Source organism: Virgisporangium ochraceum, assembly GCF_016863655.1.
Taxonomy (GTDB): Bacteria; Actinomycetota; Actinomycetes; order Mycobacteriales; family Micromonosporaceae; genus Virgisporangium; species Virgisporangium ochraceum.
Map to the genome: position 1 here is coordinate 84,628 of NZ_BOPH01000094.1, position 24,322 is coordinate 108,949.

Sequence of the window (24,322 nt, forward strand, 5' to 3'; positions counted from 1 at the left end):
TGGCCGCCCTCGCGGCTCCCAGGGACCCTAGTCGATGGGCCCGGTCAGGTGCGTGCCACCGCCAGGCCCGACGTGCCCGCGGTCACGTTGGGGAAGACCTGGGCCAGCGATCCGACGCCGCACCGCTTCTGCAGCACCTCGCCGATCACGGAGCGGAAGTCGGTCGTGGCGGCGAGGTCGCCGGCCACCAGCTTCGCGGGTGCCAGCCCCGGCCACGTCCCGTAGACCCTGCCGCCGCGGACGCCGCCGCCCAGCACGAACATCGAGTTGCCGTGACCGTGGTCGACGCCGCGGGAGCCGTTCTCGGCGACCCGGCGGCCGAACTCGCTCAGCGTCACCAGCGTGACGTTCTTCAGCCCGTCGGCGCCGAGGTCCGTCGCGAACGCGGCCAGCGCCGCCGCGAACTCACCGAGGTGCGTGTGCATGCGCTGACCGGTCTCCGCGGTGCCGAGGCCCTCGTGCATGTCCCAGTCGCCGAAGTCGACGCACGCCGCCCGCATGCCGACGTTCGCCTTGACCAGCCGGGCGACGTCGCGCAGGGCCGTCGCCAGCGGGGTCGTCGGGTACACCGCGCCGTTCGCGGGGGTGTAGGCGGGCAGGGCCGCGACCGTCGCCACGGCGCTCGTCGCCGCAAGGGCCGGCGTGGCGAGCGCCGCCGGTGCGTTCTGGTAGAGGGCACGCAGGGTCGCGTTCATCGGGACCGTCGCGGAGTCGCCCGCGATCGCGAACCCGTCGAGCGACGCGATGCCCAGGTCGGGGGACGGGCCGGAGAGCGCACGGGTCACCTTGGTGCTGCCGATCGACACGCCCGTCCACGGGTTGGTCGGGTTGGTGAGGCCGAGCATGCGGTCGAGCCAGCCGGTGCGGATCGAGGTGCCGGCGGCGGCCCGCTCCATCTCCTCCATCGCGGCGAAGTGCGAGCGTGACGGGTTCGGCTGGCCGACCGCGGTCACGGCGGCGAGCTGGCCGCCCTGCCACAGCGGCAGCAGCGGGGCCAGGGCCGGGTGCAGGCCGAACATGGCGTCGCCGCCGATCAGCTTCGCCTTGGGGACGCCGATCGTCGGGCGGGCCTTGTAGTAGTCGGGGTCGCCGTGCGGAACGACGGCCGACAGCCCGTCGAAGCCGCCACGCAGCGACAGCACGACGAGGGTGTCTCCGGCGGTGGTCCCGTCGGCGGCGAACGCGTACCGGGTGGACACGCCCTCGGCGACGACCGTCGCCGCGGCCGCGGCGACGCCGGCCTTCAGGAGGGTGCGACGGTCGAGCTCACAGCAGTTCATCGTTACCTCACCTGGAACATCGGGGCGTCCAGCACCAGGGCCACCAGGTGCGGGAACTTGCCGGTCACGGCCTGGTCCTTCGCCTTCAAGGGGTCAATCGGCTTCTTCCCGAAGAACTGGGTGAGCGCGGCGGTGTGCTCCGGTTTCGGTGCGGTTCCGATGAGGCTCTTCACGACGGTCTCGACGAGCGCGCCGTACGTGGCCGGAAGCGCGCCCGGCACGAGCTGGGTGAGCAGCGGCGTCTTGCGGGTCAGCTGCTTCGGGTACCAGCCGGCGGCCAGGTTGAGGTGCGCGTTCCACCGCACCACGAACCCGGACGGCGACGCCCACGCCGCGGCGACGTCCGGGTAGCCGTTCGGCGGCTCCCAGCGCATCGGGCCGTGGCCGGTCTTCTCCAGGATCTGGTAGAGCGCGCGGATCCCGTCGGTGCCGGTCGCGTCGGGGCCGAGCCCGAGGATCCGGACGCTGCTGACGATGTCCTCCATCGGCGTCTTCGCCTTGGCGTTGGCGGCGGTGGCGAACTCGGCGCTGGTGAACAGCGCCCTGAGGACGGGCGCGATCGCCGTCTTGTTGTCGAGGTAGACCTTGGCCAGCGTGGCGACGAGGGTCGCCGGCGGCTCGTCGGCGACGAACCTGACGCACAGCTTGGTGGCGATACGCTCGGCGGTCTTCGGGTGCATGGCGAGGTGGTCGAGGAACGCGGCGCTCGCCTTCTCGCCCTCGGCGGCGGTGGCGTTGGCGTGGCTCCAGCCGAGGATGCTGACGGCCCCGGTGGCGTGCTTCGCGGCGTCGTACCGGTAGAGACCGGTGGTGGCGTCGACGGTGCGGCCGGTCAGCAGCAGGGCGGCCTGCTTGACGTCCGCTTCCGAGTAGACCAGGCCGACCGTGTGCAGTTCCATCAGCTCGCGGCCGTAGTTCTCGTTCGGCTTGTCCTTGGTCGACGAGCGGTTGTCGAGGTAGCTGAGCATCGCCGGGTGGGCGGCGCTGGCCTTCAGCATGTCGGCGAAGCGTCCGAGGGCGTGCGCGCGGATGACGGTGCGGTCGTAGTCGGGACGGCTGTCCCACACGTCGCTCGACGGGCAGGTGACGTTGAGGTGGTTCGACCAGAAGTCGACCATCACCTCGAAGAGCTGGCGGCGGCTCCAGCAGGCCCGGGCCACCGCGGCGGTGCCGAGCTGCTGCATGGCGTCCCAGGCGCCCTTCCTGATGCCGTTGCGTACGGCGGTGATCCCGAGGCTGACCAGCGGGAAGCGCGCGACGACCGCGTCGCAGGCGGCGTCGTCGATGCTGGTGGGCTTGAGCTGGCGGTCGAGCCAGGCGGTGACGCCGAGGGAGCGCAGCTCCGCCTCGGAGTCCGCGGTGCGGCCGTAGGTGGCGCGACGGAGGAGGTGCAGCGGGTCGACGGTGCCCTGAGCCGTCAGCGCGCCCTGCGCGGTGGGCACGTTCTGAACGGGGCTCGGCGCGGCCTGCGCCGCGGCAGGCGCCGCTACCGTCTCGACGAGGGCGACACCGGCGCCGGCGACCGCCGCCGTGGCAAGGACACGACGCCGACCGAGAACGTTCTTCCGCATGCCTCCGACGTCGGTGCGGGACCCGCCGGCCTGAGCGCGGTTACCACCCCTCCACCGCGTTGCACCGGTTCAGCACCTACTGGATATAGCCCTCGACCTCGGAGGCCGGCCGCTCCTCGACCGCGTCCGGGTCGGTGCCGTTGGCGCGGGCGGCACGGCGGCGGCGCAGCAGGTCCCAGAGCCGGTCGAGCTCGACCTCGGCCTCGGTGAGCCGGCTGCGCTCGTCGTCGGGGGAGAGCGCGCCGCTCTGCACCTGCGCGCGCAGCGAGTGCTCCTCGTCGACGAGCTCGTGGATGCGGGCCAGAATCGCCTTGTCGTCCATGTGCGCCACCCTAGTCACTCAGCAGGCGGGTCTGGTCGCGCAGGATCGCGATCGTCCGCTGCAGGTAGTCGAGGATCGCCGCGGACTCCTTGGCGTCGTAGCGGCCGACGAGCGCGTTCATCGCCGCGCTCAGCCGGGCGAACGCCTCGCCGACGCCGGGCGCGGGGCTCGGCACCGCGGTGATCACGATGCGGCGCCGGTCGCCGGGGTCGGCCGAGCGCGTCACGTGGCCGCCCCGCTCCAGCCGGTCGACCAGGCCGGTCACCGCCCCCGGGCTGAGCCCGGTGAGCTGCGCGAGCGTGCCGGCCGTCATGGGTCCCCGGCCACCGATGATGCCGAGGGCCCGCTGGTCGGCGGCGCTGAGCCCCAGCCGGTGACCGATCGCCTCGTGGAACAGGATCACGGCGGTGCTGAGCTCCGCACCGAGGGCCGCCCCGTCGACCGGCCCGTGCGGCGGCGCCGGCGGAACCCGCGCCGCATGCGGGACCTGCGCCGCATGCGGGACCGGTGGGGCCGGCGCCATCGGCGGGGCCGGTGCCGGGTGGGCGGCGGGAATGTCCGGGGCCACCGGGAGGGGCGGCTCGTCGGGCAGGTCGGGGGCCACGGGCCGGGCGTCGACGAGCGGCACGGCGGGCTCAGCGGGGGCGCTCCCGTAGAGGGGCTCGGGCGCGTAGGGCTCCGTCACGGTGAGCCTTTCTTTCGGCAAGCCGAATATTTCAGTAGACTAAAACAATGCGGACCCAACTTGGTACGTCCATGGATACTCTGCGCTGGGCGCTGGCGTTCCATGCCAGGCATCTGCTGGTGATCTCGGCGCTGATGGTCGTGCCGTCGGTACAGCGGTTCGTGATCATGAGCTGGGAGCTTCCCGGTCCGGTTTCGACCCTGTCGGAGATCGTGGTGATGGCGGCCCGGATCGCGTTGGTGCTCTACGTGGTCGGCAAGGTCGGCCCGGCGCCGCACGCGTGGGCGTCCACGAAGGCCTTTCTGCACGAACGGTGGCCGAGCCTGCTGCTCACGCTGGCGCTGCTGGCGGTGGCCTTCGCGTTCTTCGACCTCACGCTGGAGCGGCTCGTGCCGCTGGCGCTCCCGGAGCCGGCGCACGACGCGTACCGGTCGGTGCTGTTCGCCGTGAAGAACCTGACGGTCATCCCGTTCACGGTGATCTGGATGGTGTCGATCGTGCGCACGTGCGTCCAGTACGACTGTGCGGCCGCGGCCTCACGCTGAGGCCGCGACCGCACGCACGACGCTGGGACGCCCGGAGTCTGGGACGCCCGGAGTTCAGGACGCGAGCATCCGCCGGAGCACGTACTGCAGGATGCCGCCGTGGCGGTAGTAGTCGGCCTCGCCTGGGGTGTCGATACGGACGACGGCGTCGAACTCCTTGTCGCCGGCCTTCACGGCGACCGTGCGGGGCGTCTGGCCGTCGTTGAGCGCCTCGATGCCGGTGATCGTGTAGGTCTCCGTGCCGTCGAGGCCCAGCGACTCGGCGGTCTCGCCGGTCGGGAACTGCAGCGGCAGCACGCCCATGCCGATCAGGTTCGAGCGGTGGATGCGCTCGAAGCTCTCCGCGATCACCGCGCGCACCCCGAGCAGCGCCGTGCCCTTGGCGGCCCAGTCGCGCGACGAGCCCGAGCCGTACTCCTTGCCGGCGAGGATCACCAGCGGCGTCCCGGCTTCGAGGTACGCCGCCGACGCGTCGTAGATCGTGGTCTGCTCACCCGTGAGGTGGTTCACCGTGAAGCCGCCCTCGACGCCCGGCACGAGCTTGTTGCGCAGCCGGATGTTGGCGAACGTGCCGCGGATCATCACCTCGTGGTTGCCGCGGCGCGAGCCGTACGAGTTGAAGTCGCGCTTCTCGACGCCGTGCTCGCTCAGGTACTTCCCGGCCGGCGAGTCGGCCTTGATCGATCCGGCGGGGGAGATGTGGTCGGTGGTCACCGAGTCACCGAGGACGGCGAGCGCGCGGGCGCCCTCGATGTCGGTGACCGGCGCCGGGTCGGTCTCCATGCCCTCGAAGTACGGGGGCTTGCGCACGTACGTGGAGTCTTCCGCCCACTCGAAGGTCTGGCCCTCCGGCGTCGGCAGGCCCTGCCAGCGCTCGTCGCCGGCGAACACGTCGGCGTAGTCACGCTGGAACATCTCGCTGGCGATCGCGCTGGCGACGACCTCTTCGATCTCCTGGCCGGTGGGCCAGATGTCCTTGAGGAACACCGGCCTGCCGTTGGAGTCCGTGCCCAGCGGGTCGTTGACGAGGTCGATGTCCATCGTGCCGGCCAGCGCGTAGGCGACCACGAGCGGCGGCGACGCCAGGTAGTTCATCTTGACGTCGGGGTTGATGCGGCCCTCGAAGTTGCGGTTGCCGGAGAGCACACTCACCACCGACAGGTCGTTCTCCTGCACCGCCGCGCTGATCTCCTCCGGCAGCGGGCCGGAGTTGCCGATGCAGGTGGTGCAGCCGTAGCCGACCAGGTGGAAGCCGAGCTTCTCCAGGTACGGGGTGAGGCCGGCGCGCTCGTAGTAGTCCATGACCACCTTGGAGCCGGGCGCCAGCGTCGTCTTCACCCACGGCTTGCGGTTGAGGCCCTTGTCGACCGCGTTGCGGGCGAGCAGCGCCGCGCCGACCATCACGTGCGGGTTCGACGTGTTGGTGCAGCTGGTGATCGCGGCGATCACCACGGCACCGTGGTCGAGCTCGTAGTTGTCGACCTTGATCGGGTTCGACGGGCGTCCACTGGCGTTCGCCGCCGCCGAGATGAGCTCGTGGGGCTTGTCGGCCGGGTCGTCGTGGTCGTTGGCGGGCGGGTCGCTGGCCGGGAAGCTCTCGCGGCTGGCCTCGTCGGCGGTGCCGTTCTCGCTCTGCACGTAGTCGGTGAGCGACGTGCGGAACATCGGCTTCGCGCTGTGCAGCGGCACGCGGTCCTGCGGGCGCTTCGGCCCGGCGAGGGACGGCTCCACCGTGGACAGGTCGAGCTCGAGCTGCTCGGAGTACGCGGGCTCGCGGTCGGGGTCGTGCCAGAGGCCCTGCTCCTTGGCGTAGGCCTCGACCAGTGCGGTCTGTTCCTCGCTGCGGCCGGTGAGCTTCAGGTACCTGATGGTCTCGTCGTCGATCGGGAAGACCGCGATCGTGGACCCGTACTCCGGGCTCATGTTGCCGATCGTGGCCCGGTTCGCCAGCGGTACCGCGCCGACCCCCGGCCCGTAGAACTCCACGAACTTGCCCACGACGCCGTGCTTGCGCAGGATCTCGGTGATCGTGAGCACCAGGTCGGTGGCGGTGGCGCCCTCGGGCAGCGAGCCGTTCAGCTTGAACCCGACCACGCGCGGGATCAGCATCGACACCGGCTGGCCCAGCATCGCGGCCTCGGCCTCGATGCCGCCGACGCCCCAGCCCACCACGCCCAGGCCGTTGACCATCGTGGTGTGCGAGTCGGTGCCGACCACCGTGTCGGGGTAGGCCTGGCCGTTGCGGTCGAAGATCACGCGGGCCAGGTACTCGATGTTCACCTGGTGCACGATGCCGGTGCCCGGCGGCACCACCTTGAACTCGTTGAACGCGCCCTGGCCCCACCGCAGGAACTGGTACCGCTCGCGGTTGCGCTGGTACTCCAGCTCAACGTTGCGCACGAACGCGTCTTCGCGGCCGAACAGGTCGGCGACCACCGAGTGGTCGATCACCAGCTCGGCCGGCGCCAGCGGGTTCACCTTGCTCACGTCGCCGCCGAGGTCCCGCACGGCCTCGCGCATCGTGGCCAGGTCGACCACGCACGGCACTCCGGTGAAGTCCTGCATCAGCACCCGGGCGGGCGTGAACTGGATCTCGACGCTCGGGTCGGCCGTCGGGTCCCAGTCAGCCAGGGCCCGGATGTGCCCTTCGGTGATGTTCGCGCCGTCTTCGGTGCGCAGCAGGTTCTCGAGCAGGATCTTGAGGCTGTAGGGCAGGCGCTCCTGCCCGCTTACCTTGCTCAGCCGGAAGATCTCGTAGCTCGCGTCACCGACGCGCAGTTCGCTCCTGGCACCGAACGTGTCGAGGCTCGCCACGGTGTACTCCTCAGTCATCAAGGGTTCCGCCAAAGTCTCCCGCAGCCGGGGCAGCGCCGCAGCGCGCGGTCGATACTGTCTAGCAAACCGTACGTCCGTCTTGCTAAGCCAGGCTACCCTAAGTTCCGGCCTCTGGTAGCGTTCGGCCTTTGCCGCGTTCCAGGCCGGGAGGGCGCACACATGAGCCGATCGCGCGGCCCCGTCGCGGGGCTCGACATCGTGACCCTTGCCCGCGGGTACCCGCCGGTGCTGGGCGCGATGCTCCTGGTCGATGGCGTCCTGACCCTCATCCTGGGCGGCGACGCGACGGTCAGCCTCGGTGAGGTGGTCGCCTACCTGGTGCTTCCGCCGCTGGCGATGTTCCTGCTCACGCAGCTCACCGGCGGCCGCCGGCCGAGCGCGGTGACCCTGGGTGTCGGCGTCGCCGGCGCCGCGGTGCTGGTGGCGGCGCTGTTCCTGCTGGGTGGCGTGGACCTGGTCACGCTGCCGGGGTGGGTGCTGGTCCTGCTCGGCCTGGCGCTTCTGGGCGTGGCCGTCGTTCTCATGAGACGGGCCGCGCCGGCCCGGGAGGAGCCGCCGGTCCCGCCGCTGTTGAACCGGGACGAGCGGGCGAGCTTCTCCGACTTCTCTGACGACCCCGTCTCCGGTGGGTCGCACTCCGGCTCGCACCCGGCGTCGACCTTTGCCGAGTACGGCGCGGGGCCGGGCGGCCCTGACCGTCCCGCGGAGTCCGAGTGGCCACCACGCCGCGACGACGAGCAGTCCCGGACCTACTCCGGCACCCGTGCCGCCGACGACACCGTGGCCGGCCTGCCCCGGGTCCCCGCCGACCCGGCCCCCGGACCGTCCGAGCCCGACTGGCCTCCCCGCCGCGACCCCGTGGGCACCCGCCCGAGCTGGGACGACCGCGACGACGCCCGGGCGGACTGGTCGGCCGGCAACGGCGCCGGCTGGTCCGCCGGTAACGGCGCCGGTGGCGGTGCCGGTGGCGGTGCCGACTGGTCTGCCGGCAACGGTCCTGGCGGCGGTGCCGACTGGTCCACCGGTCACGGTGGCGGTGGTGCCGACTGGTCCACCGGCGGTGGTGCCGGGTCGGGGTCGGCGTGGTCCGACGGGCCCGCCGACCGGGAGTGGCCGCCGTCGTCCGGTCGGGACTGGCCGCCCCGGCGTGACCCCGAGCCCAGCCCGGCCGCCGGCCCGCGCTCCTGGTTCGAAACCGACGAGACCCCGTCCTCCGAGGCGGGGCCCGCCGAAGCCGGGTCTTCCGAAGCGGGGCCTGCCGAAGCGGGCCCTGCCGGGTCGAGCTGGCAGCCGGGTCCGCCCGACAGCGAGTGGCCTCCGGCCGACCGCACCTACCGGTCCGGTGGGCGCCGGTCCCGTCATCCGGATCAGTAGGACACCGGTAGGAGACCCGTCAGGTGATCGGGTGGACCTTGGGGTCGGCGAGGCGCACGTAGTCGGCCGTGTTCAGGGCCAGCGAGCGGTCCAGGCGGGCCGCGTTGAAGTAGATCTCCGGGTGCGCGAGCAGCCCGGGGTCGACGACCAGCTCGAGGTCCGGGTGGAAGCTGAACGGCAGGATCGTGCCGCTCACGCTGCCCGCCAGCTCCTCGGCGCGGTCGGTCGACGCGAAGGCGACGTACGTCCCGCCGGCCAGGGCCTTCACCGCGGCCAGGTCCACGCGGGTGTCTCCCGGCACGACGGCGAGGTAGTAGCGGCTGGTCTTCTTGCCGAGCTTCACCATCACCACGATGCATTTCGCCGCGCTGGCGACCGGGTTGCCGCGGTACCCGCTGACGACCTCGGTGCGTCCCTCGGGTTCGTGGTCGATCACCCGGTAGCGGGCGCCCCCACCGTCCAATGTGGACATCAGCCGTTCGTACGACATGTCACCACCCATCCTGGAGCATGCGCTTGACCTCGGCGATGCGGGCCTCGTCGCGTTGGTAGAAGGTCCACTGCCTGACCCGCTTCGACCGGAGCAGGCCGCTGGCCGTGAGCAGCCGCAGATGCTCGCTCGCCGTGGGCGCACTGACCCCGAGCTTGTCGGCGATGAACACCGAGCACACGCCGTCGGTGACCAGGTCGCCGTCGCGCTGCGGCGGGAAGTGCGCCACCGGGTCGGCGAGCCATTCGAGGACGGCCAGGCGCTTGTCGTTCGCCAGGGCCTTGAGGACACCCACATCCAGCACTGAGGGAGTTTGCCAATTGGCTAACTGGGATGTCAAGGCGTCGAACTTTCAGCCCGGGGCGGACGGACTTGCGCCCTTCGGTGGCCGGCCGCCAAGGTATGCGGGTGCGCATCGCGGTGTTGTCGGACATTCATGGGGTGCTGCCCGCACTCGAGGCCGTGCTCGCCGAACCGGCCGTCCGGTCGGCGGACCGGATCGTGCTGACCGGCGACCACGCGGCGGGTCCCATGCCGGTGGAGACGCTCGACGCGCTGGCCGACCTCGGAGACAGGGCGGTGTGGGTGCTCGGCAACGCCGACCGCGAGCTGGTGCAGTTGTGCGACGGCGGCGAGACGACCATTCCCGACCCGGTCGCGCCGTGGGCGGCCGCGCAGCTGCGCCCCGACCAGGTGGCCCGCCTCGACTCGCTGCCGCTGACGGTCACCCTCGACCTGGGGCGGTTCGGCCGCACCGTGTTCTGCCACGCGACCCCGCGCGACGACGAGGAGGTCGTGCTCGTCGACAGCCGGCCGGAGCGGTGGGCGGAGGTCTACTCCACAGTGGACGATTCGGTGTCCACTGTGGTCTGTGGGCACACCCACATGCCGTTCGTGCGGCTGGTCGACCGCCGCCTGGTGGTCAACCCGGGCAGCGTCGGCATGCCGTACGGCGGTGCCGGTGGTCACTGGGCCCTGCTCGACACGACCGACGGCGCCGTCACCCTGCGCGTGACCCCGTTCGATCTCGACGAGGCCTGCCGCCGACTGGTCGCCGGGTCGACGTACCCGAGGGTCGCCGAGTTCGCCGACTACTACGTCCGGTCCAAGGCGTCGGACTTCGACGCGATCCGCGTCTTCGGCCCGCGCGACGGCCGTCCCGTCGGAGGTGGAGCATGACCGATGACCTCGCGGCCGCGCTGCGGCAGTTCGCCGCCCGCATCGCCGCGCTCGATCCGCCGGGGTCGGCCGCCGTCGTGGAGGTCACGGTGGGTGGCACACCCGTTGAGCTGACCGGGTCAGCGGCGCGTGCCCTATGCGAGGCCCTCCTGTCGTACCACGACCCCCGCGACCGGGGCGCCTGTGACCACTGCGGGAGCCGACGCCTCGACGACAACTTCCTCTGTGCGGACTGCCGCCAGCCGAGCGGCGTGTTCGGCCAGCTGATCCGGGAGCGGGCGGCCCGGTACGACGGGCCCCCACCGGCGGTCGGGGGCCAGCCCTAGGCGGTGGGTCCTCGGCCGTCTGTCTTCGGCCGTTCCTCCGTCGCTTCGCGGAGTGCGGCGAACTCGGTGGCCAACGCGGGCAGGGTGTAGTGCGCGTTGAGCCCGCTCGGGTTGGGCAGCACCCAGATCCTGGTGGTGCCGATCGCGTGCTCCTGCGGTCCCATTGCCGCTTTCGGCCTTTCGAAGGCGGCCCGGTACGCGGTGACTCCGAGGACCGCGAGCCACCGCGGTGCGAACCGGACGACCTTCCCGGCCAGGGCGACGCCTCCGGCGAGCAGCTCGGTGCGGCTGAGCTCGCTCGCGCGGGCGCTGCCCCGGTCGACGACGTTGGTGATGCCGAGCCCGTGGTCGAGCAGTGCGGCCTGTTCGTCGGGGCGGAACTGGCGCGGTGTGAAGCCGCCGCGGTGCAGCGCCGGCCAGAACCGGTTTCCGGGACGCGCGAAGTGGTGCCCGCTCCACGCCGACCACAGCCCCGGGTTGATGCCGCAGAACAGCACGGTGAGGCCGGGCGCGACGACGTCGGGGATGGTGCGGTCGGCCGCCGCGAGCAGCTCGTTCGGGGTGGGCACGGTCAGGCGGGCCGGTCGGCGATGAGGGTGTAGAGCAGCGGGACCGGGTAGTCGCCGAACCTGAGCTGGAAACGCCCGTCGTCGCCGGGGCGCGCCCCGTTGCCGTTGGCGTCGAGGGGCGAGTCGAGGTGTTCGACGAGCTTCCGGATGCGCAGGCCGGCGCCGGCCGCGGCGGTGACCACCTCCCCGAGTGAGTGGGCGTACTGGACGTTGGTCGTGCTCACCTCCACCGCGTAGGACCAGCTCGACTCGAAGCGGTGCGGACCGTCGTCGGCGTACGGAAACTGGAACGTGAGCGGGTCGGTGCCGCCGACCATCCCGGACAGCGGATGGCCGTCGATCAGCAGCAGGCTGCCCCCGGGACGCAACGTGCCGGCGACCGACCGCATCCAGGCGTCGATGTCGGCGATCCAGGTGAGGATGCCGATCGTGGCGTAGGCGAGGTCGAACCGTTCGCGCAGGCCGGCCGGCAGGTCGGTGACGTCGGCCTCGACCAGGTCGAGGTGCACCTTGCACAGTCCCGCCAGGTCACGGGCCTTGGCCAACGCCGTCGGCGAGAAGTCGACACCGGTGACGCGGGCCCCCCGCCGGGCCAACGTGATCCCGTCGAAAGCCAGGTGGCACTGCACGTGCAGAACGTCCCGTCCCGCCACCTCCCCGACCGCCTCGGTGACACCCGCCCACTCGAGGTCGGTGAGCGAGTCGCGGCCGGCGATCAGACTCGCGGAGTCGTAGTACGAGTCCTGCCCGTGGACGTTCGCCCAGGCATTCCAGTTGGCGAGGTTGATATCCCGGTCGCTCGGTGGCACCCGCTAACGGTAGTGGCCGCTACGCGCGTCGGCACGTTGATAAGTCGGTCATTGCCTCATTCCGGGTCGGCCGGCCGATTGATGCAGGTCAAGGCGTTGGTGGCGCTTGTCTCGTCATGCGGGGGTTGCGGTGCCCCGGGTCAGTGCGGCTCGGCTGGTTCGGCGCGGTTCAGTGCGGTGGACAGCAACCACGGCAGCCCACCCGTGACCCGCCACCGCGCCGGATCGTGCTGACGCAGCACGACCACGACATCTCCACGCTGGCCGACGACCCAGTCGTCCCCGGAGTACGCCCGGTCTCCGGCGTGCGACAACGGCCGCCCGCGCCGCCGGTACGCCCGGAGCGCCGCCCGCCCCGCCCGGCCGGCGAGCACGCTGGCCTGCAACAGCCGCTCGCCACCCCGCAGCGGGTGGTAGGCGGTCTCCGAACGCCCCGGCCGTGGCCGGGTCCGGGAAACCGGTACCCCTTCGACGCTGACCCCGATGGCCCGCGACACCTCGAAGTCCGACAACAGCTCGGAGGGAACCCGACCGGCGCCGGCCGCACCCGGCGCGGCGCCCCCGGCGACCGCGACCACGGCAGCGGCAGCAGCGACCACGGCGACGAAGAGGACGGCGACCATAACTGCGACGGCGGTGTTCACACTGCTGCCCTCAAGCAATCAATCAGCGAACGGGTACGCAGATACTCGCCGCAATCGATGCCTGAGGGTCGTGATACGTCAGCCATCCGACGCCGTCCCCGCTTGCGGTTGGCGGATCGCGCCTATCCGGGCAAACGGAACCCGGCCTCACGTTGAACGCCGAGCCAGGCCTCGACGTCGTCTGCCGTCCGCGGCAGACCGGCCGACAGGTTCTCGGCCCCGGTCGCGGTGACCAGCACGTCGTCTTCGATCCGGACGCCGATGCCACGGAGCTCCTCGGGCACCAGCTCGTCTTCGGGTTGGAAGTACAGACCCGGCTCCACCGTGAGGACGTAGTTCTCGCCCAGCGTTCCCTCGCGGTAGTTCTCCTTACGGGCGGCCGCGCAGTCGTGTACGTCCAGGCCCAGCATGTGGCCGAACCCGTGCAGCGACCAGCGGCGGTACAGGATCGACTCCTTGTCCATCGCCTCATCGACACTCACGGGTAGCACGCCGAGGTCGTGCAGACCCTCGGCCAGAACCCGCATGCACGCCTGGTGCACGTCGTCGAACTTCACCCCGGGCCGGATGGTGGCGATTCCGGCCTCCTGCGAGCGGTACACGATCTCGTAGACCTGCCGCTGCAGCGGCGTGAAGGTGCCGGAGACCGGCAGAACCCGGGTGACATCGGCGGTGTACAGGTCGCGGCCCTCGACACCCATGTCCATGAGAAGCAGCTCACCCGGAGCGGTGCGACCGTCGTTCGCGGTCCAGTGCAGGATCGTCGCGTGTGGCCCGCCACCGACGATCGGGTTGTATCCGGAGTCGTTGCCATCGTGCCGGGCCCGCAGGCTGAAGACTCCCTCCAGCAGCCGTTCCGGTACGGCCCGGTCGGCGGGAAGGACCCGCGCGACGTCCTCGAAACCCAGCACGGTGGCCCCGATGGCGGCGCGGAGCGCCGCGAGCTCCCACTCGTCCTTGACCAGCCGCGCTTCGGACAGTGCCGTGGCCAGCTCCCGGTCACGCCCGCCGTCGCCGACCGGACGCACAGCCGCGTCGACAGCCGCGTCGAGGCCACGGAGGACCCGTGTGCGGCCGGGCGCGCATCCGTCGAGCAGCTCCGGCAGCGCGGCCAGGTCGCGGGTGGTGAGGTCGAGCTCGGTGCCCTTCTCCGCGAGGGTGTGGCGCCGGCCCACCCAGAGTTCGCCGTGCGCCCGGTCGCGGAAGAAGCTGTCGTCGTCGCGGGACGACCTGGGACGCGCGTAGAGCACCGCCTCGCCGTCGGGTTGGATCACGAGAACGGAGTCGGGGTCGTGGTCGCCGGTGAGCCACACGTGGTCGCTGCCCGGCCGGAACCGGAACGCGGTGTCGTTGGCGCGGGTCCGTTCCCCGCCGCTCGGCACCACCAACGTCTCACCCGGGAACATGGCCGCGAGTGCCGACCGCCGCTTCGCGTGGTGTACGGCCTCCGGCCGCTGGGCGAGCCCGGACAGCGGGGTCTCCGCCGCCCAGCCGGTGCGCATGAACTCCACGTACCGGTCGGGAAATTCGGGGTCGTGCCCCTGGGTGCCGTCGTCGTTCATGGCACTAGAACCTACCCTTTCCGGACGCCGGGCCGGGCTGGACGACGGACTGGTCGAGCCGAACGCCGAACTGCGGAAGAATCCGGGGATGGGCTATGCGGCTGTGCTGGGTGAAGCGTTGATCGACCTCCTGGAAACCGACCTGCCCGACGGTGGGCCGGGCTACCGGCCGGCTGTCGGCGGAGCTCCCTTCAACGTCGCCGTGGGGGTCGCGCGCCTCGGTGGCGACGCCGAGTTCATCGGGTCGATCTCGACCGACCGGCTCGGTGAGCGGTTGCACGGGTTCCTGGTGAGCAACGGGGTCGGCACGGGTGGCGCGAAGCGGGTCGGCGTCCCCACCACGCTGGCGCTCACCAGCTTCGCCGGTGCGGAGCCCGACTTCGCCTTCTACGGCGACTCCCACGGCATGCTCTCGCCCGACGACCTCGACCCAGCCGTGCTCGCGGAGGCCGCCGTCACCTACACGGGCTCCATCGCGATGCTGCGCCCGCCGACGTTGGCCGCGGCCCGGGCGGCCTGGCAGGTGCCGGGGGCGCGCAAGGTGTTCGACCCGAACGCCCGCCCGCGCCTGCTGACGGACGTGGCCGGGTACCGCGCGGTCGTCGAGGAGTTCGCCGCCGGTGCCGACCTCGTGAAGCTGAGCTCCGCCGATGCCACGGTGCTCTGGGACGCCGACGAGCGCACCGTCGCGGCGCGGCTGGCCGGTCTCGGGGCGGAGACGGTCGTGGTCACCCGCGGCGCGGCCGGTGCCCTGCTCCGGCACGAGGGGTCGGAGCAGGAGATTCCGGCACCACGGGTGGTGGCCGTCGACGCCACCGGCGCGGGTGACTCGGTGATGGCGGCGCTGATCCATGGGCTGCTGCTCACCGGGCGTGACGCCCGGCCCGACTGGCCGGCGCTGGTCCGCTACGCCCTCGCCGTCGGCGCGCTGACCGTCGAGGGTCGTGGCGGCGCGACCGCTCTACCCACGGGCGAGCGGGTCAGGGCTCGTTTCCCGGACGCCGTACCGGGCGCCGCGGCGCCCTGAACCCCGGACGTCAGAGGATCGCGTCGTCCAGTTCGGCGTAGCCACGGGCAACGGCCACCGCGGCCGTCTCGAACTCGAAGGTGCACCTGCGCACGACCTCGTCGGCCGGCGCACCGTCGGCGTGGGCTTCGCGGATGAGCCACGACAGCGCCGCCAGTTCCTCGTGCTGGCCGCGCACGAACGCCGCGTCGCAGACCGCGCCGTGGCCCGGCACCACCACCCGCGGTTCCAGCGCGAGCAGTTCGGCGACCGCCTCCGGCCACTCGAGGGGATACGCGTCCTCGAACTGGGGCGGCCCGCTCTCCTCGACCAGGTCACCGGCCACGAGGAGCCCGACGTCCGGCACATGGGCCACCACGTCCCCGGCGGTGTGGCCGCGGCCCGGGTGACGCAGCAGCACGGTGCGTCCGCCGAGATCGAGGGTCTGCTCGTGCACCACGTGCCGGTCGGGCGGCCGCACCGGGGTGGTGTTCAGGTCGTCGAGCCCGGGATGCGTGGGCGCCCATTCGCGCCAGAGCGCGACCGGGTCGGCGGTGGACAGGAACGCGATCGTCTCCGGATGGGCGTACACGGGTGCGTCCGCGAACACGGCGTTGCCGAAGCAGTGGTCGAAGTGGTGATGCGTGTTGAGCACGGCGAGCGGTCGGTCGGTCAGGGCCGCGACGGCGGCCGCCAGCTCCCGGGCCTGCCGGGTGGTGGCGAGCGTGTCGACGAGCAGCGCGCGCTCGTCACCCAGCACGAGCGTGACGTTGACGTCGAGAACCGGGTAACGCAGCACGAAGACCCGGTCGGCGACCTCGGTGAACCGGGTCACGGCTCGGTGCCGAACGCCGTCGCCAGGAACCTGCTCCGGTCGACGAGAACCCGCTCGACGCGGGCCTCGGCGACGACGGCGTCCCCCTCGCTGACGGTCACATCGAACGTGAGCCGACGGCCGTCGACCTTCGCCAGTTTCGCGGTGGCCAGCACCGTGCGGCCGATCGGTGTCGGGGCACGGTGCGACAGTTCGACCCGGGTGCCGACCGTCGTCGTGCCCGACTCGAGGCGGCGCGCCAACGCCCGCACGGTGGCCGCTTCGGCGAGCGCCAGCACGCGCGGGGTCGCGAGCACCGGAACGTCGCCCGAGCCGACGGTCTGCGCGGTGTCGGCGTCCGTGACGGTCAGTTCGAGCTGCGCCGAGGCACCCACCCAGGACTCCATGGTGGAATCGTGCCATGCTCCCGACCGAGCTTCTGACAGGGCTGAGTGCCGCCCGCAGCGTCACCGTGCTGACCGGCGCCGGCATCTCCACCGACTCCGGCATCCCCGACTTCCGGGGGCCGCAGGGAGTGTGGACGAAGGACCCGAACGCGGCTGCCATGTTCACGATCGACAACTACGTGGCCGATCCCGAGGTGCGTCGGCGGGCGTGGCGCAGCCGCCGGGAGCACTCGGCGTGGACGGCGGAGCCGAACGCAGGTCACCGGGCGCTGGTCGACCTCGAACGGGCGGGCCGGTTGCGCTCGATCGTCACCCAGAACATCGACGGGCTGCACCAGAAGGCGGGGTCCGACCCCGACAAGGTGATCGAGATCCACGGGACGATCTGGCACGTCGTCTGCCTGACCTGCGGCAACCGCACCACGATGGCCGAGACGCTGGCCCGTGTCGACGAGGGCGAGGACGACCCCTCCTGCGAGCTGTGCGGCGGCATCCTGAAGTCGGCCACGATCTCCTTCGGGCAGTCGCTGGAGCCGGAGGTGCTGCGTGCCTCGGTGCGGGCCGCGCAGGACTGCGACCTGCTGCTGACGGTCGGCACCTCGCTCACCGTCCACCCGGCCGCCGGCCTGGTGGATCTCGCGCTGGCGGCGGGGGCCCGCGTCATCGTGGTCAATGCCCAACCCACCCCGTACGACACGCTGGCCGACGCCGTGATCAGAGAGCCCATCAGCCAGTCGTTGCCCGTGCTGGTGGAGGCTGTCAAGGATGGCGCACGCGGTCGTTAACCTTGGTGGCGATGACCGCCACCGCACAGGTTCCACCGGAGCAGACGGATTCCGCTGGCGATACCGCCCGGATCCGACGGAAGCGGACGATCGCGGTCGCACTCTGGTGTGTCGGGTTCGTCGCGTGGTGGGTGCTGCTCGGGCTCCCGCTGACGGACCCGATCCTCGCCTTCGTCTGGCTGTGGCTCGCGACGATCGCCGTCCGCATCGACCAGCCGCGGCGGGTGCACCTCCGGTTCGCCCGCGACTGGCTGCCCATCGTGGCCCTGCTGGTGGTGTACAACCTCTCGCGTGGCCTGGCCGACCAGGGCCGCACGCCGCACGCCTTCGAGCTGATCGAGGCCGACCGGTTCATGTTCGGCGGCCACGTGCCGACGGTGTGGCTCCAGCAGCACCTGTACGACCCGGACTCGATCCGGTGGTACGACGTCATCGCCAGCTGGGTGTACTTCTCGCACTTCGTCGCGGCGTTGGGTGTCGCGGTGGTGCTCTGGCTGCGGCGTCGTGAGCTGTGGGCGTCGTTCATGCGGCGGTGGTTCGCGCTGTCGGCGCTGGGGTTGATCACCTACTTCGCCTATCCCGCGGCGCCGCCCTGGTGGGCCGCGAAGTTCGGCCTGCTGCCCGAGGTGGTCCGCATCTCGACGCGCGGTTGGCAGGCGATCGGTCTGCACGGCGCGGGCAACATCCTGAACGCCGGTCAGTGGGCGGCCAACCCGGTGGCGGCGATGCCCTCGCTGCACACGGCGTTCGCCCTGTTCGTGGTGGTGTTCTTCTTCGGGCGGGTCCGCCGGCGGTGGTGGCCGGTGCTGCTGACGTATCCGGTCGCGATGACGTTCACGCTGGTCTACACCGGCGAGCACTACGTCATCGACGTCCTCGTGGGCTGGGTGTACGTGGGGCTGGCGTTCCTGCTCTGCTCGCTGGCGGAGCGCTGGTGGCGGTCGAGGTCGTCGTCGCGGCGCTCGTCGGCCGGCGCCGGGTCGTCGCCAATCGAAGATCCTTCGGTGGACCGGGGGGAAGCGCGCTCGGACGACCTGGCCGACCGCGAGGACTCCGCGAGGTCACCGGCCCAGCCGTAGGCCTCGACGGCGTCCCGGTCGCGGCCGACCGTACGCAGGCTGCCCGCGGTGTCGACGTGGACGTTCGCCAGCCCGAGCCGGCGCTGCACGGGTCCCTGCACCACCCGCACACTCTGCACGCGGGCGAGCTTCGCGATCACCAGCCGGTCGGTGAGCCAGCCGTCGCGTGCCGCGACCACTGTCGAGGTGCGCCCGAACGAGCGTTTGCGCCGGGCCAGCGGCGACACCAGCCGGGCCCGGCCGGGGACGGGGCGCAGGGGCAGGTCGTCGATGTCCACGCCGTCGAGAACGCGGGCGATCACCCGCCGGGTCGTCGCCCAGTCGGCCACCGGTAGCAGCACGCTGCCCCGGACGCCCTGCTCCGCGGCGTCACCGCCGTAGCCGGCCACGTCGAGCTTCGCGCGCACCCACCCGAACGGACGCCAGAGCAGGGGACGGGTCACCGCGACGGCCTGCACCCGCAGGGGTGGCACCGTCTGGCTGCGGGTGTCGACGAGGCCGTGGCGCAACCGCAGTCCCGAGCCGTCGACGGAGATCCGGAAGTTCCACTGCGCGAAGATCCGCCGCAGCGGCGGCAGGACCACGCCGAAGAGGCCGGTGGCGGCGCTCGCGACGCCGATCACGCTCCACGCGGGCGGGTCGTTGATCATCGAGGCGCCGGTGACGAGCAGCGCGACCGGTACGAACAGCACCGGCGGGCTGAGCACGTTCGCCAGCAGGACGTGTCCGTTGTCGACCGTGTGGATCGGCGTCTCGGGGGGCTCGTCGGCCACCCGTTCGGTCGCGGTTGCGTCGGTGTCGCCGGTCGACCGGACGAGCAGCCGCCGGCGCAGGTCGGTGGCTTCGGCGACCGTCAGGAACGCCAGTGGCGCCTCGGTCTTCGCCGCACCGATGACCTCCAGGCGCAGCTCCGCCACGCCGGTGAGCCGTGCGAGCAGCGGCCGGTTCAGGTCGATCGCCTGGACCCGTTCGAGCGGGATCGACCGGGTCCGCCGCCAGATCAGCCCTTCGTAGACCCGCAGCTCGCGGCCGACGACCTCGAAGCCGGTCACCAGCCAGCTGACCACCGACAGAAAGAAGGTCGCCACGAGGATTCCGGACACGACGACCAGCCACCGCAGGAAGCCGAGCTGCGAGAAGCCCTGCCACGAGATCGCGGCGACGGCCACCGCGAGCATCTTGGCGCCCTTGAGCAGCGGAGTGAGCGGATGCAGCCGCCGCCGGGCCAGGTCGGCGCCGTTGCCACGGGTCGCCGCGGCGTCGCCGGTGGACGCGGCGGGGTTCCGCGGCGGGCCGTCGGAGGGCTCGTTCGCCGGTGGTGGGGTGGCGGGTCCGGTCACAGGCCCTCGGCCCGGGTTTCGCCCAGCGCGGCCAGCCGGTCTCGCAGGCGGGAGGCTTCCGCGGCCGCCAGGCCCGGAATGCGGGCGTCGGAGGCGGCGGCCGCGGTGTGCAGCGTCACCGTGGCCAGGCCGAACAGGCGTTCCAGCGGGCCGGCGCTGACGTCGACGAACTGCATCCGGGCGTACGGGACGATCGACAGGTGGCGCACGAGGAGACCGTGGCGTACCAGCAGGTCGTCGTCGCGTTCGGCGTAGCCCCAGCTGCGTACGGAACGGACGACCACGGTGGCCCGCATCGCGCCCAGAACGAGGATCGCGGCCGCCGCCGCGAGGAAGGGCCAGGTGTCGAAGAACGTCCAGAGAACGACGGGGACGGCGGTCAGCAGCAGCACGGCTCCGGCCAGCCGGATCTCCTCGACCGCGATCAGCCGGTCGGAGACCGGCCGCCAGTCGACCGTCAGCGGCCAGGGCTGCAGGGGATCGAGGGGAGGCGACTCGACGTCGGTCACCGGCCAAGCCTATGCGGACGGAACGGGTTCGACCTCGCGCAGGAAATCGCGGGCCCGAAGGAAGTCGCCGAGGCTGGTCAGGTGGGTGTCGCAGGCCAGCCAGGTCTTGCGGCGCTCGGGCGGGTGCAGCTTGGGGTTGTTCCACCTGAGGGCATGGACGGCCGGGGCCCGGCAGCCTCGGGCGGAGCAGATCAGCGGCTCCTCGGAATCCAGCACCTGTGAATACTGCCAGGTCGACGAAAGGAGCGCCGGCCGGCAGTGCGACAGCGGGGAACACCTGGCAGCAAACAGAGAATCCAGAAACAGAGAATCCAGAAACAGAAATCCAGAAACAGAAATCCAGGTCGCTGTCGCGGACCTGGATTGTTGAGCGCCGGGCGGCCACGGGGGAAGCCGCCCGGCGACGCTTCAAATCGTACCCTCACGGCACCGGTCCGTGTCTACCCGCGCCCGGTGTCCGTTCGGGCGGAACTCTGCGAACCGAAAGGTGGTCGGGTCTTTGGCGGGGCAGATCGGCGCGCATGGGCCGGGCGTGCCACTCTTGTGGGGACCTGCGTACCTGTCGACCGTGGAGGACCGGTGGCTCAACCGACCACGCCCGCCAGCCCGGACCAGCCGGGGCACGAGCAGAACCGCCCGACATCGGGTGGTCCGGCTGCGTCCCGTCCGGCGTCCGACCGTCCGGAGCAGCACGGGTCGGCCACGCCCACCTGGTCGGCCGCCGAGCCGCACCCGGCCGCCGATGCCGCGGCGGGTGCGGGAGCCGCGCCGGTGTCCGGCGGTCCGGCAGCGCCGGCGTCAGGTGTTCCGGGTGGACAGGCCTCCGGCATTCCGGCTTCGGGGGTTCCGGCCGGTGGTCAGGCGTCCGGCATTCCGGCCGGTCACGGTCCGGGCCACGGTCAGATCCACGGTCAGATCCACGGTCCGGGCCACGGTCCGGGCCACGGGGCCGGCCCCAACGGGAGTCATGCACCCACTCTGACCAAGACGACCACCCCGGCGCAGGATGCCGGCATCCTCGAGCGGGCGCTATTCGAGGTCAAGAAGGTCATCGTCGGGCAGGACCGGATGATCGAGCGGATGTTCGTCTCGCTGCTCGCTCGGGGGCACTGCCTGCTGGAAGGGGTGCCCGGCGTCGCCAAGACGTTGGCGGTGGAGACCCTCGCCCGCGTGGTCGGCGGGACGTTCGCCCGCATCCAGTTCACGCCCGACCTGGTGCCGGCCGACATCGTCGGCACGCGGATCTACCGGCAGGGTAGCGAGAAGTTCGACGTCGAGCTCGGGCCGGTCTTCGTCAACTTCCTGCTCGCCGACGAGGTGAACCGGGCACCGGCCAAGGTGCAGTCGGCGCTGCTGGAGGTCATGGCCGAACGGCAGGTGTCGATCGGGGGCGAGACGTACCCGGTGCCGCGCCCGTTCCTGGTGATGGCGACCCAGAACCCGATCGAACAGGAAGGCGTGTACCCGCTGCCGGAAGCGCAACGGGACCGCTTCCTGATGAAGATCCTGGTGGGCTACCCCACCGACGCGGAGGAGCGGGAGATCGTCTACCGGGTGGGCGTCAAGACCCCGGAGCCGGCCACCGTGCTGACCGTCGACGACCTGATGGCCCTGCAGGCCAAGGCCGACGACGTGTTCGTGCACAACGCGCTCGTCGACTACGCCGTCCGGCTGGTGCTCGCCACGCGCGCCCCCGCCGAGCACGGAGTGCCCGACGTCGCGCCGCTCATCCAGTACGGGGCCAGCCCACGCGCGTCCCTCGGCATCGTGCGCGCGACGCGCGCGCTGGCCCTGCTGCGCGGCCGCGACTACGCCCTGCCCCAGGACGTGCAGCACATCGCGCCCGACATCCTGCGGCACCGGCTCGTGCTGTCCTACGACGCGCTGGCCGACGACATCCCCGCCGAACACATCGTCGACCGGGTTCTCCAGGCGGTTCCGGCGCCCACCGTGGCACCACGCCAGAACTCGGTGCCGGTGGGCGCGGGAATGCCCGGCCGGCCCGGACCGCACCCGACCCAGCAGATGGGCGGGCCCGCCTGGCCGGGCCGCATGTGAGTCGGGTCCGACGGTGAAGCTGTTCAACCGGAAGGCCCCACGGCAGGAGCCGGAACCCGAGACCCACGGCGCCGTCGGGCTCGACTCCGGACGGGCCGAGCTGGTGCTCAACCGGCTGCAGCTGCTCATCACCCGCAAGCTCGACGGGCTGCTGCAGGGCGACTACCTCGGCCTGCTCCCGGGTCCGGGCACCGAGGCGGGGGAGTCGCGCGAGTACCGGCCCGGCGACGACGTGCGCCGCATGGACTGGCCGGTCACGGCCCGCACCACGATGCCGCACGTGCGGCAGACCACCGCCGACCGCGAGCTCGAGACCTGGATGGCGATCGACGTCAGCGCCAGCCTCGACTTCGGCACGGCGAAGTACCTCAAGCGCGACCTGGCGCTCGCCGCCGCCGCGGCGGTCACCCACCTCACGGTGCGCGGCGGCAACCGGATCGGCGCGGTGGTCGGCACCTCCGCCGCGATCACCCGCATGCCCGCCCGGCCCGGGCGGAAGGACGCGCAGGGACTGCTGCGCAGCATCGCCCGCATCGAACCGCGGGCCGGCCGGGCCAGCCTCGGCGAGCTGGTCGACGCGCTCAACCGTCCCCCGCGCCGGCGCGGGCAGGCCGTCGTCATCTCCGACTTCATGACCCCGGTCGACGAGTGGGCGCGGCCGCTGCGCAAGCTCGGCGTGCGGCACGACCTGCTGGTCGTCGAGATCGTCGACCCGCGGGAGCTGGAGCTGCCCGATGTGGGCGTCATGGTCTTCGCCGACCCCGAGACCGGCCGCGTGCACGAGGTACAGACCGCCGACCCCGTGCTGCGGGCGAAGTACGCACACGCCGCGGCGACCCAGCGGGCCGAGATAGCCTCGGCGGTACGCGCCGCCGGCGCCGCGCACCTACGTCTACGCACCGACTCCGACTGGCTGATCGACATCGTGCGGTTCGTCGCCGCCCAGCGGCACGCACGCACGAGGGGGACCGCTCGATGATCCGATTCCTGGAACCCTGGTGGTTGCTCGCCATCGTGCCCGTGCTGGTGATCGCCGGCGCGTACGTGTGGCGGCAGCTGCACAAGCGGCAGTACGCGATGAAGTTCACCAACGTCGACCTGCTGCGGCACCTGGTCCCGCGGGGACTGGGCGCGAAGCGCCACTTCGCCGCCGGCGCGTTCCTGGCGAGCCTCGCCGTGCTGGCGATGGGCATGGCCCGGCCGTCGGTCGACACGAAGGAACCGCTGGAGCGGGCCACCGTGATGCTCGCGATCGACGTGTCGCTGTCGATGCAGGCCGCCGACGTGGCGCCCACCCGCATCGACGCCGCGAAGCAGGCGGCCAAGGACTTCGTCCGGCAGCTGCCGGAGGGCTACAACCTCGGGCTGGTCACGTTCGCCAAGGCCGCGAACGTGAAGGTCTCGCCGATGAAGGACCGCGCGCCGGTGCTCGCCGAGATCGACGCGCTCCAGCTCGCCGAGGCCACCGCGACCGGCGAGGCCGTGTACGCCTGCCTCGACGCGATCCGGGGCGTGCCCACCGACGGCGCGAACGAGCTGCCGCCGGCGCGCATCGTGCTGCTGTCCGACGGTTACCGCACCTACGGGCGGTCGATCGAGGAGGCGGCGGCGAGTGCGTCGGCCGCGAACATCCCCGTGTCGACGATCGCGTTCGGCACCGACGAGGGCGTCGTGCGGATCAACAACCAGACGCAGCGGGTGCCGGTCGACCGGCAGTCCCTGCAGCGGCTGGCCGAGAGCACCAAGGGCCTGTTCTACGAGGCGGCGACGGCCGAGGAGCTGAAGCAGGTCTACAAGGACATGGGCAGCTCGATCGGGTACCGCACGAAGCCGCGCGAGGTCACGCAGTGGTACGTGGGCGCGGCGCTGCTGTTCGCCCTGGCCGCCGCCGGGCTCAGCCTGCTGTGGACCAGCAGGCTTCCGTAACGGCCCGGAAGCGCTCAGGAGACCAGGAAGAACAGGTAGCAGACCCAGACAGCGCCCAGCGCGAATCCGAGTGGTGCGAGGTAACGGGTCATGACGAACTCCTCGTGGCGTGGTGAAGCGAAACGGAACGCACACGTGAAGTCGTGACCGGGCAGTCGCAGGCCCGAAAGGGGAGCGGCGACAGTTCTACGAGGATGGGGCCCGGCC

General features: G+C 71.8%; 25 protein-coding genes and 1 pseudogene. 10 read left to right on the plus strand and 16 right to left on the minus strand.

The features are described 5' to 3' along the window. Nucleotides 1–44: 44 nt before the first annotated feature. From Voc01_RS34645 to Voc01_RS34660, 4 genes are all read right to left on the minus strand, one after another. Nucleotides 45–1,280 carry a DUF1501 domain-containing protein gene (locus Voc01_RS34645; protein WP_203931859.1) on the minus strand — a complete coding sequence of 412 codons (1,236 nt, stop codon included), beginning with the start codon at nucleotides 1,278–1,280 and terminating at the stop codon, nucleotides 45–47. 2 nt (nucleotides 1,281–1,282) lie between these two features. After that, nucleotides 1,283–2,851 carry a DUF1800 domain-containing protein gene (locus Voc01_RS34650; RefSeq protein WP_203931860.1) on the minus strand — a complete coding sequence of 523 codons (1,569 nt, stop codon included), beginning with the start codon at nucleotides 2,849–2,851 and terminating at the stop codon, nucleotides 1,283–1,285. 76 nt (nucleotides 2,852–2,927) lie between these two features. Next, entirely contained in the window at nucleotides 2,928–3,173 is a 246-nt protein-coding gene (locus Voc01_RS34655) for a DUF2630 family protein (RefSeq protein WP_203931861.1), read from the minus strand. Nucleotides 3,174–3,183: 10 nt separating this feature from the next. Further along, the gene (locus Voc01_RS34660) at nucleotides 3,184–3,858 is read right to left on the minus strand and encodes a MarR family winged helix-turn-helix transcriptional regulator (protein WP_239160682.1); all 675 of its coding nucleotides are present in this window, start codon (nucleotides 3,856–3,858) and stop codon (nucleotides 3,184–3,186) included. Nucleotides 3,859–3,929: 71 nt separating this feature from the next. On the opposite strand from Voc01_RS34660, the gene Voc01_RS34665 reads away from it, so the two are divergent. Next, nucleotides 3,930–4,403: a hypothetical protein gene (locus tag Voc01_RS34665; RefSeq protein ID WP_203931862.1), complete on the plus strand. Its 474-nt coding sequence runs from the start codon at nucleotides 3,930–3,932 to the stop codon at nucleotides 4,401–4,403. 54 nt (nucleotides 4,404–4,457) lie between these two features. Here Voc01_RS34665 and acnA read toward each other — a convergent pair whose 3' ends face one another. Continuing rightward, on the minus strand, nucleotides 4,458–7,235 hold the full coding sequence (acnA, locus tag Voc01_RS34670; protein WP_203931863.1) for an aconitate hydratase AcnA: 2,778 nt from the start codon (nucleotides 7,233–7,235) through the stop codon (nucleotides 4,458–4,460). Between the two features lie 162 nt (nucleotides 7,236–7,397). On the opposite strand from acnA, the gene Voc01_RS34675 reads away from it, so the two are divergent. Beyond that, the gene (locus tag Voc01_RS34675) at nucleotides 7,398–8,612 is read left to right on the plus strand and encodes a hypothetical protein (protein WP_203931864.1); all 1,215 of its coding nucleotides are present in this window, start codon (nucleotides 7,398–7,400) and stop codon (nucleotides 8,610–8,612) included. Nucleotides 8,613–8,631: 19 nt separating this feature from the next. Here the strand turns inward: Voc01_RS34675 and Voc01_RS34680 are convergent, their stop codons facing one another. After that, entirely contained in the window at nucleotides 8,632–9,102 is a 471-nt protein-coding gene (locus Voc01_RS34680; RefSeq protein ID WP_239160683.1) for a YbaK/EbsC family protein, read from the minus strand. A 1-nt stretch (nucleotide 9,103) separates the two neighbouring features. Then, nucleotides 9,104–9,406 (minus strand): ArsR/SmtB family transcription factor, encoded by a 303-nt coding sequence (locus Voc01_RS34685; RefSeq protein ID WP_203931865.1) that lies wholly within the window; start codon nucleotides 9,404–9,406, stop codon nucleotides 9,104–9,106. 98 nt (nucleotides 9,407–9,504) lie between these two features. Between Voc01_RS34685 and Voc01_RS34690 the strand changes: the two genes are divergently transcribed. Together Voc01_RS34690 and Voc01_RS34695 are read left to right on the plus strand one after the other, a co-directional pair. Continuing rightward, nucleotides 9,505–10,281 (plus strand): metallophosphoesterase family protein, encoded by a 777-nt coding sequence (locus Voc01_RS34690; RefSeq protein WP_203931866.1) that lies wholly within the window; start codon nucleotides 9,505–9,507, stop codon nucleotides 10,279–10,281. Further along, the gene (locus tag Voc01_RS34695; RefSeq protein WP_203931867.1) at nucleotides 10,278–10,607 is read left to right on the plus strand and encodes a hypothetical protein; all 330 of its coding nucleotides are present in this window, start codon (nucleotides 10,278–10,280) and stop codon (nucleotides 10,605–10,607) included. Before Voc01_RS34690 ends, Voc01_RS34695 begins: the two co-directional genes overlap by 4 nt. Here Voc01_RS34695 and mug read toward each other — a convergent pair. From mug to Voc01_RS34715, 4 genes are all read right to left on the minus strand, one after another. Continuing rightward, nucleotides 10,604–11,176 (minus strand): G/U mismatch-specific DNA glycosylase, encoded by a 573-nt coding sequence (mug, locus tag Voc01_RS34700; RefSeq protein WP_239160684.1) that lies wholly within the window; start codon nucleotides 11,174–11,176, stop codon nucleotides 10,604–10,606. The genes Voc01_RS34695 and mug overlap by 4 nt on opposite strands. A 2-nt stretch (nucleotides 11,177–11,178) precedes the next feature. Continuing rightward, the gene (locus Voc01_RS34705) at nucleotides 11,179–11,985 is read right to left on the minus strand and encodes a class I SAM-dependent methyltransferase (RefSeq protein WP_203931868.1); all 807 of its coding nucleotides are present in this window, start codon (nucleotides 11,983–11,985) and stop codon (nucleotides 11,179–11,181) included. 140 nt (nucleotides 11,986–12,125) lie between these two features. Then, on the minus strand, nucleotides 12,126–12,608 hold the full coding sequence (locus Voc01_RS34710; protein WP_203931869.1) for a hypothetical protein: 483 nt from the start codon (nucleotides 12,606–12,608) through the stop codon (nucleotides 12,126–12,128). Nucleotides 12,609–12,751: 143 nt separating this feature from the next. After that, nucleotides 12,752–14,191 carry an aminopeptidase P family protein gene (locus tag Voc01_RS34715; RefSeq protein WP_203931870.1) on the minus strand — a complete coding sequence of 480 codons (1,440 nt, stop codon included), beginning with the start codon at nucleotides 14,189–14,191 and terminating at the stop codon, nucleotides 12,752–12,754. On the opposite strand from Voc01_RS34715, the gene Voc01_RS34720 reads away from it, so the two are divergent. Continuing rightward, entirely contained in the window at nucleotides 14,190–15,218 is a 1,029-nt protein-coding gene (locus Voc01_RS34720) for a carbohydrate kinase family protein (protein WP_307781601.1), read from the plus strand. The two genes, Voc01_RS34715 and Voc01_RS34720, sit on opposite strands and share 2 nt — an antisense overlap. 10 nt (nucleotides 15,219–15,228) lie before the next feature. Here the strand turns inward: Voc01_RS34720 and Voc01_RS34725 are convergent, their stop codons facing one another. Then, nucleotides 15,229–16,032, minus strand: coding sequence for an MBL fold metallo-hydrolase (locus Voc01_RS34725; protein ID WP_203931871.1), 804 nt, complete (start codon nucleotides 16,030–16,032; stop codon nucleotides 15,229–15,231). Continuing rightward, complete coding sequence (locus Voc01_RS34730; protein WP_203931872.1) at nucleotides 16,029–16,418, minus strand: thioesterase family protein; 390 nt, start codon at nucleotides 16,416–16,418, stop codon at nucleotides 16,029–16,031. Before Voc01_RS34730 ends, Voc01_RS34725 begins: the two co-directional genes overlap by 4 nt. 14 nt (nucleotides 16,419–16,432) lie before the next feature. On the opposite strand from Voc01_RS34730, the gene Voc01_RS34735 reads away from it, so the two are divergent. Then, complete coding sequence (locus Voc01_RS34735; RefSeq protein WP_203931873.1) at nucleotides 16,433–17,203, plus strand: SIR2 family NAD-dependent protein deacylase; 771 nt, start codon at nucleotides 16,433–16,435, stop codon at nucleotides 17,201–17,203. An 11-nt stretch (nucleotides 17,204–17,214) separates the two neighbouring features. Further along, nucleotides 17,215–18,282 (plus strand): phosphatase PAP2 family protein, encoded by a 1,068-nt coding sequence (locus Voc01_RS53400; RefSeq protein ID WP_239160685.1) that lies wholly within the window; start codon nucleotides 17,215–17,217, stop codon nucleotides 18,280–18,282. A gap of 20 nt (nucleotides 18,283–18,302) precedes the next feature. Here Voc01_RS53400 and Voc01_RS34740 read toward each other — a convergent pair. The 3 genes and pseudogenes from Voc01_RS34740 to Voc01_RS34750 form a co-directional block, all read right to left on the minus strand. Beyond that, nucleotides 18,303–19,460 (minus strand): annotated as a pseudogene (locus Voc01_RS34740) (PH domain-containing protein); the annotation flags it as partial. A gap of 158 nt (nucleotides 19,461–19,618) precedes the next feature. Next, nucleotides 19,619–20,131 carry a PH domain-containing protein gene (locus Voc01_RS34745; protein ID WP_203931875.1) on the minus strand — a complete coding sequence of 171 codons (513 nt, stop codon included), beginning with the start codon at nucleotides 20,129–20,131 and terminating at the stop codon, nucleotides 19,619–19,621. 9 nt (nucleotides 20,132–20,140) lie between these two features. Further along, nucleotides 20,141–20,347, minus strand: a complete 207-nt coding sequence (locus Voc01_RS34750) for a hypothetical protein (RefSeq protein WP_203931876.1) — start codon at nucleotides 20,345–20,347, stop codon at nucleotides 20,141–20,143. A gap of 762 nt (nucleotides 20,348–21,109) precedes the next feature. On the opposite strand from Voc01_RS34750, the gene Voc01_RS34755 reads away from it, so the two are divergent. From Voc01_RS34755 to Voc01_RS34765, 3 genes are all read left to right on the plus strand, one after another. Further along, nucleotides 21,110–22,189 (plus strand): AAA family ATPase, encoded by a 1,080-nt coding sequence (locus tag Voc01_RS34755; RefSeq protein WP_203931904.1) that lies wholly within the window; start codon nucleotides 21,110–21,112, stop codon nucleotides 22,187–22,189. 100 nt (nucleotides 22,190–22,289) lie between these two features. Beyond that, entirely contained in the window at nucleotides 22,290–23,168 is an 879-nt protein-coding gene (locus Voc01_RS34760) for a DUF58 domain-containing protein (RefSeq protein WP_203931905.1), read from the plus strand. Next, complete coding sequence (locus Voc01_RS34765) at nucleotides 23,165–24,115, plus strand: VWA domain-containing protein (RefSeq protein WP_203931877.1); 951 nt, start codon at nucleotides 23,165–23,167, stop codon at nucleotides 24,113–24,115. The genes Voc01_RS34760 and Voc01_RS34765 overlap by 4 nt, the downstream gene beginning before the upstream one ends. The last annotated feature ends 207 nt before the right edge of the window (nucleotides 24,116–24,322 follow it).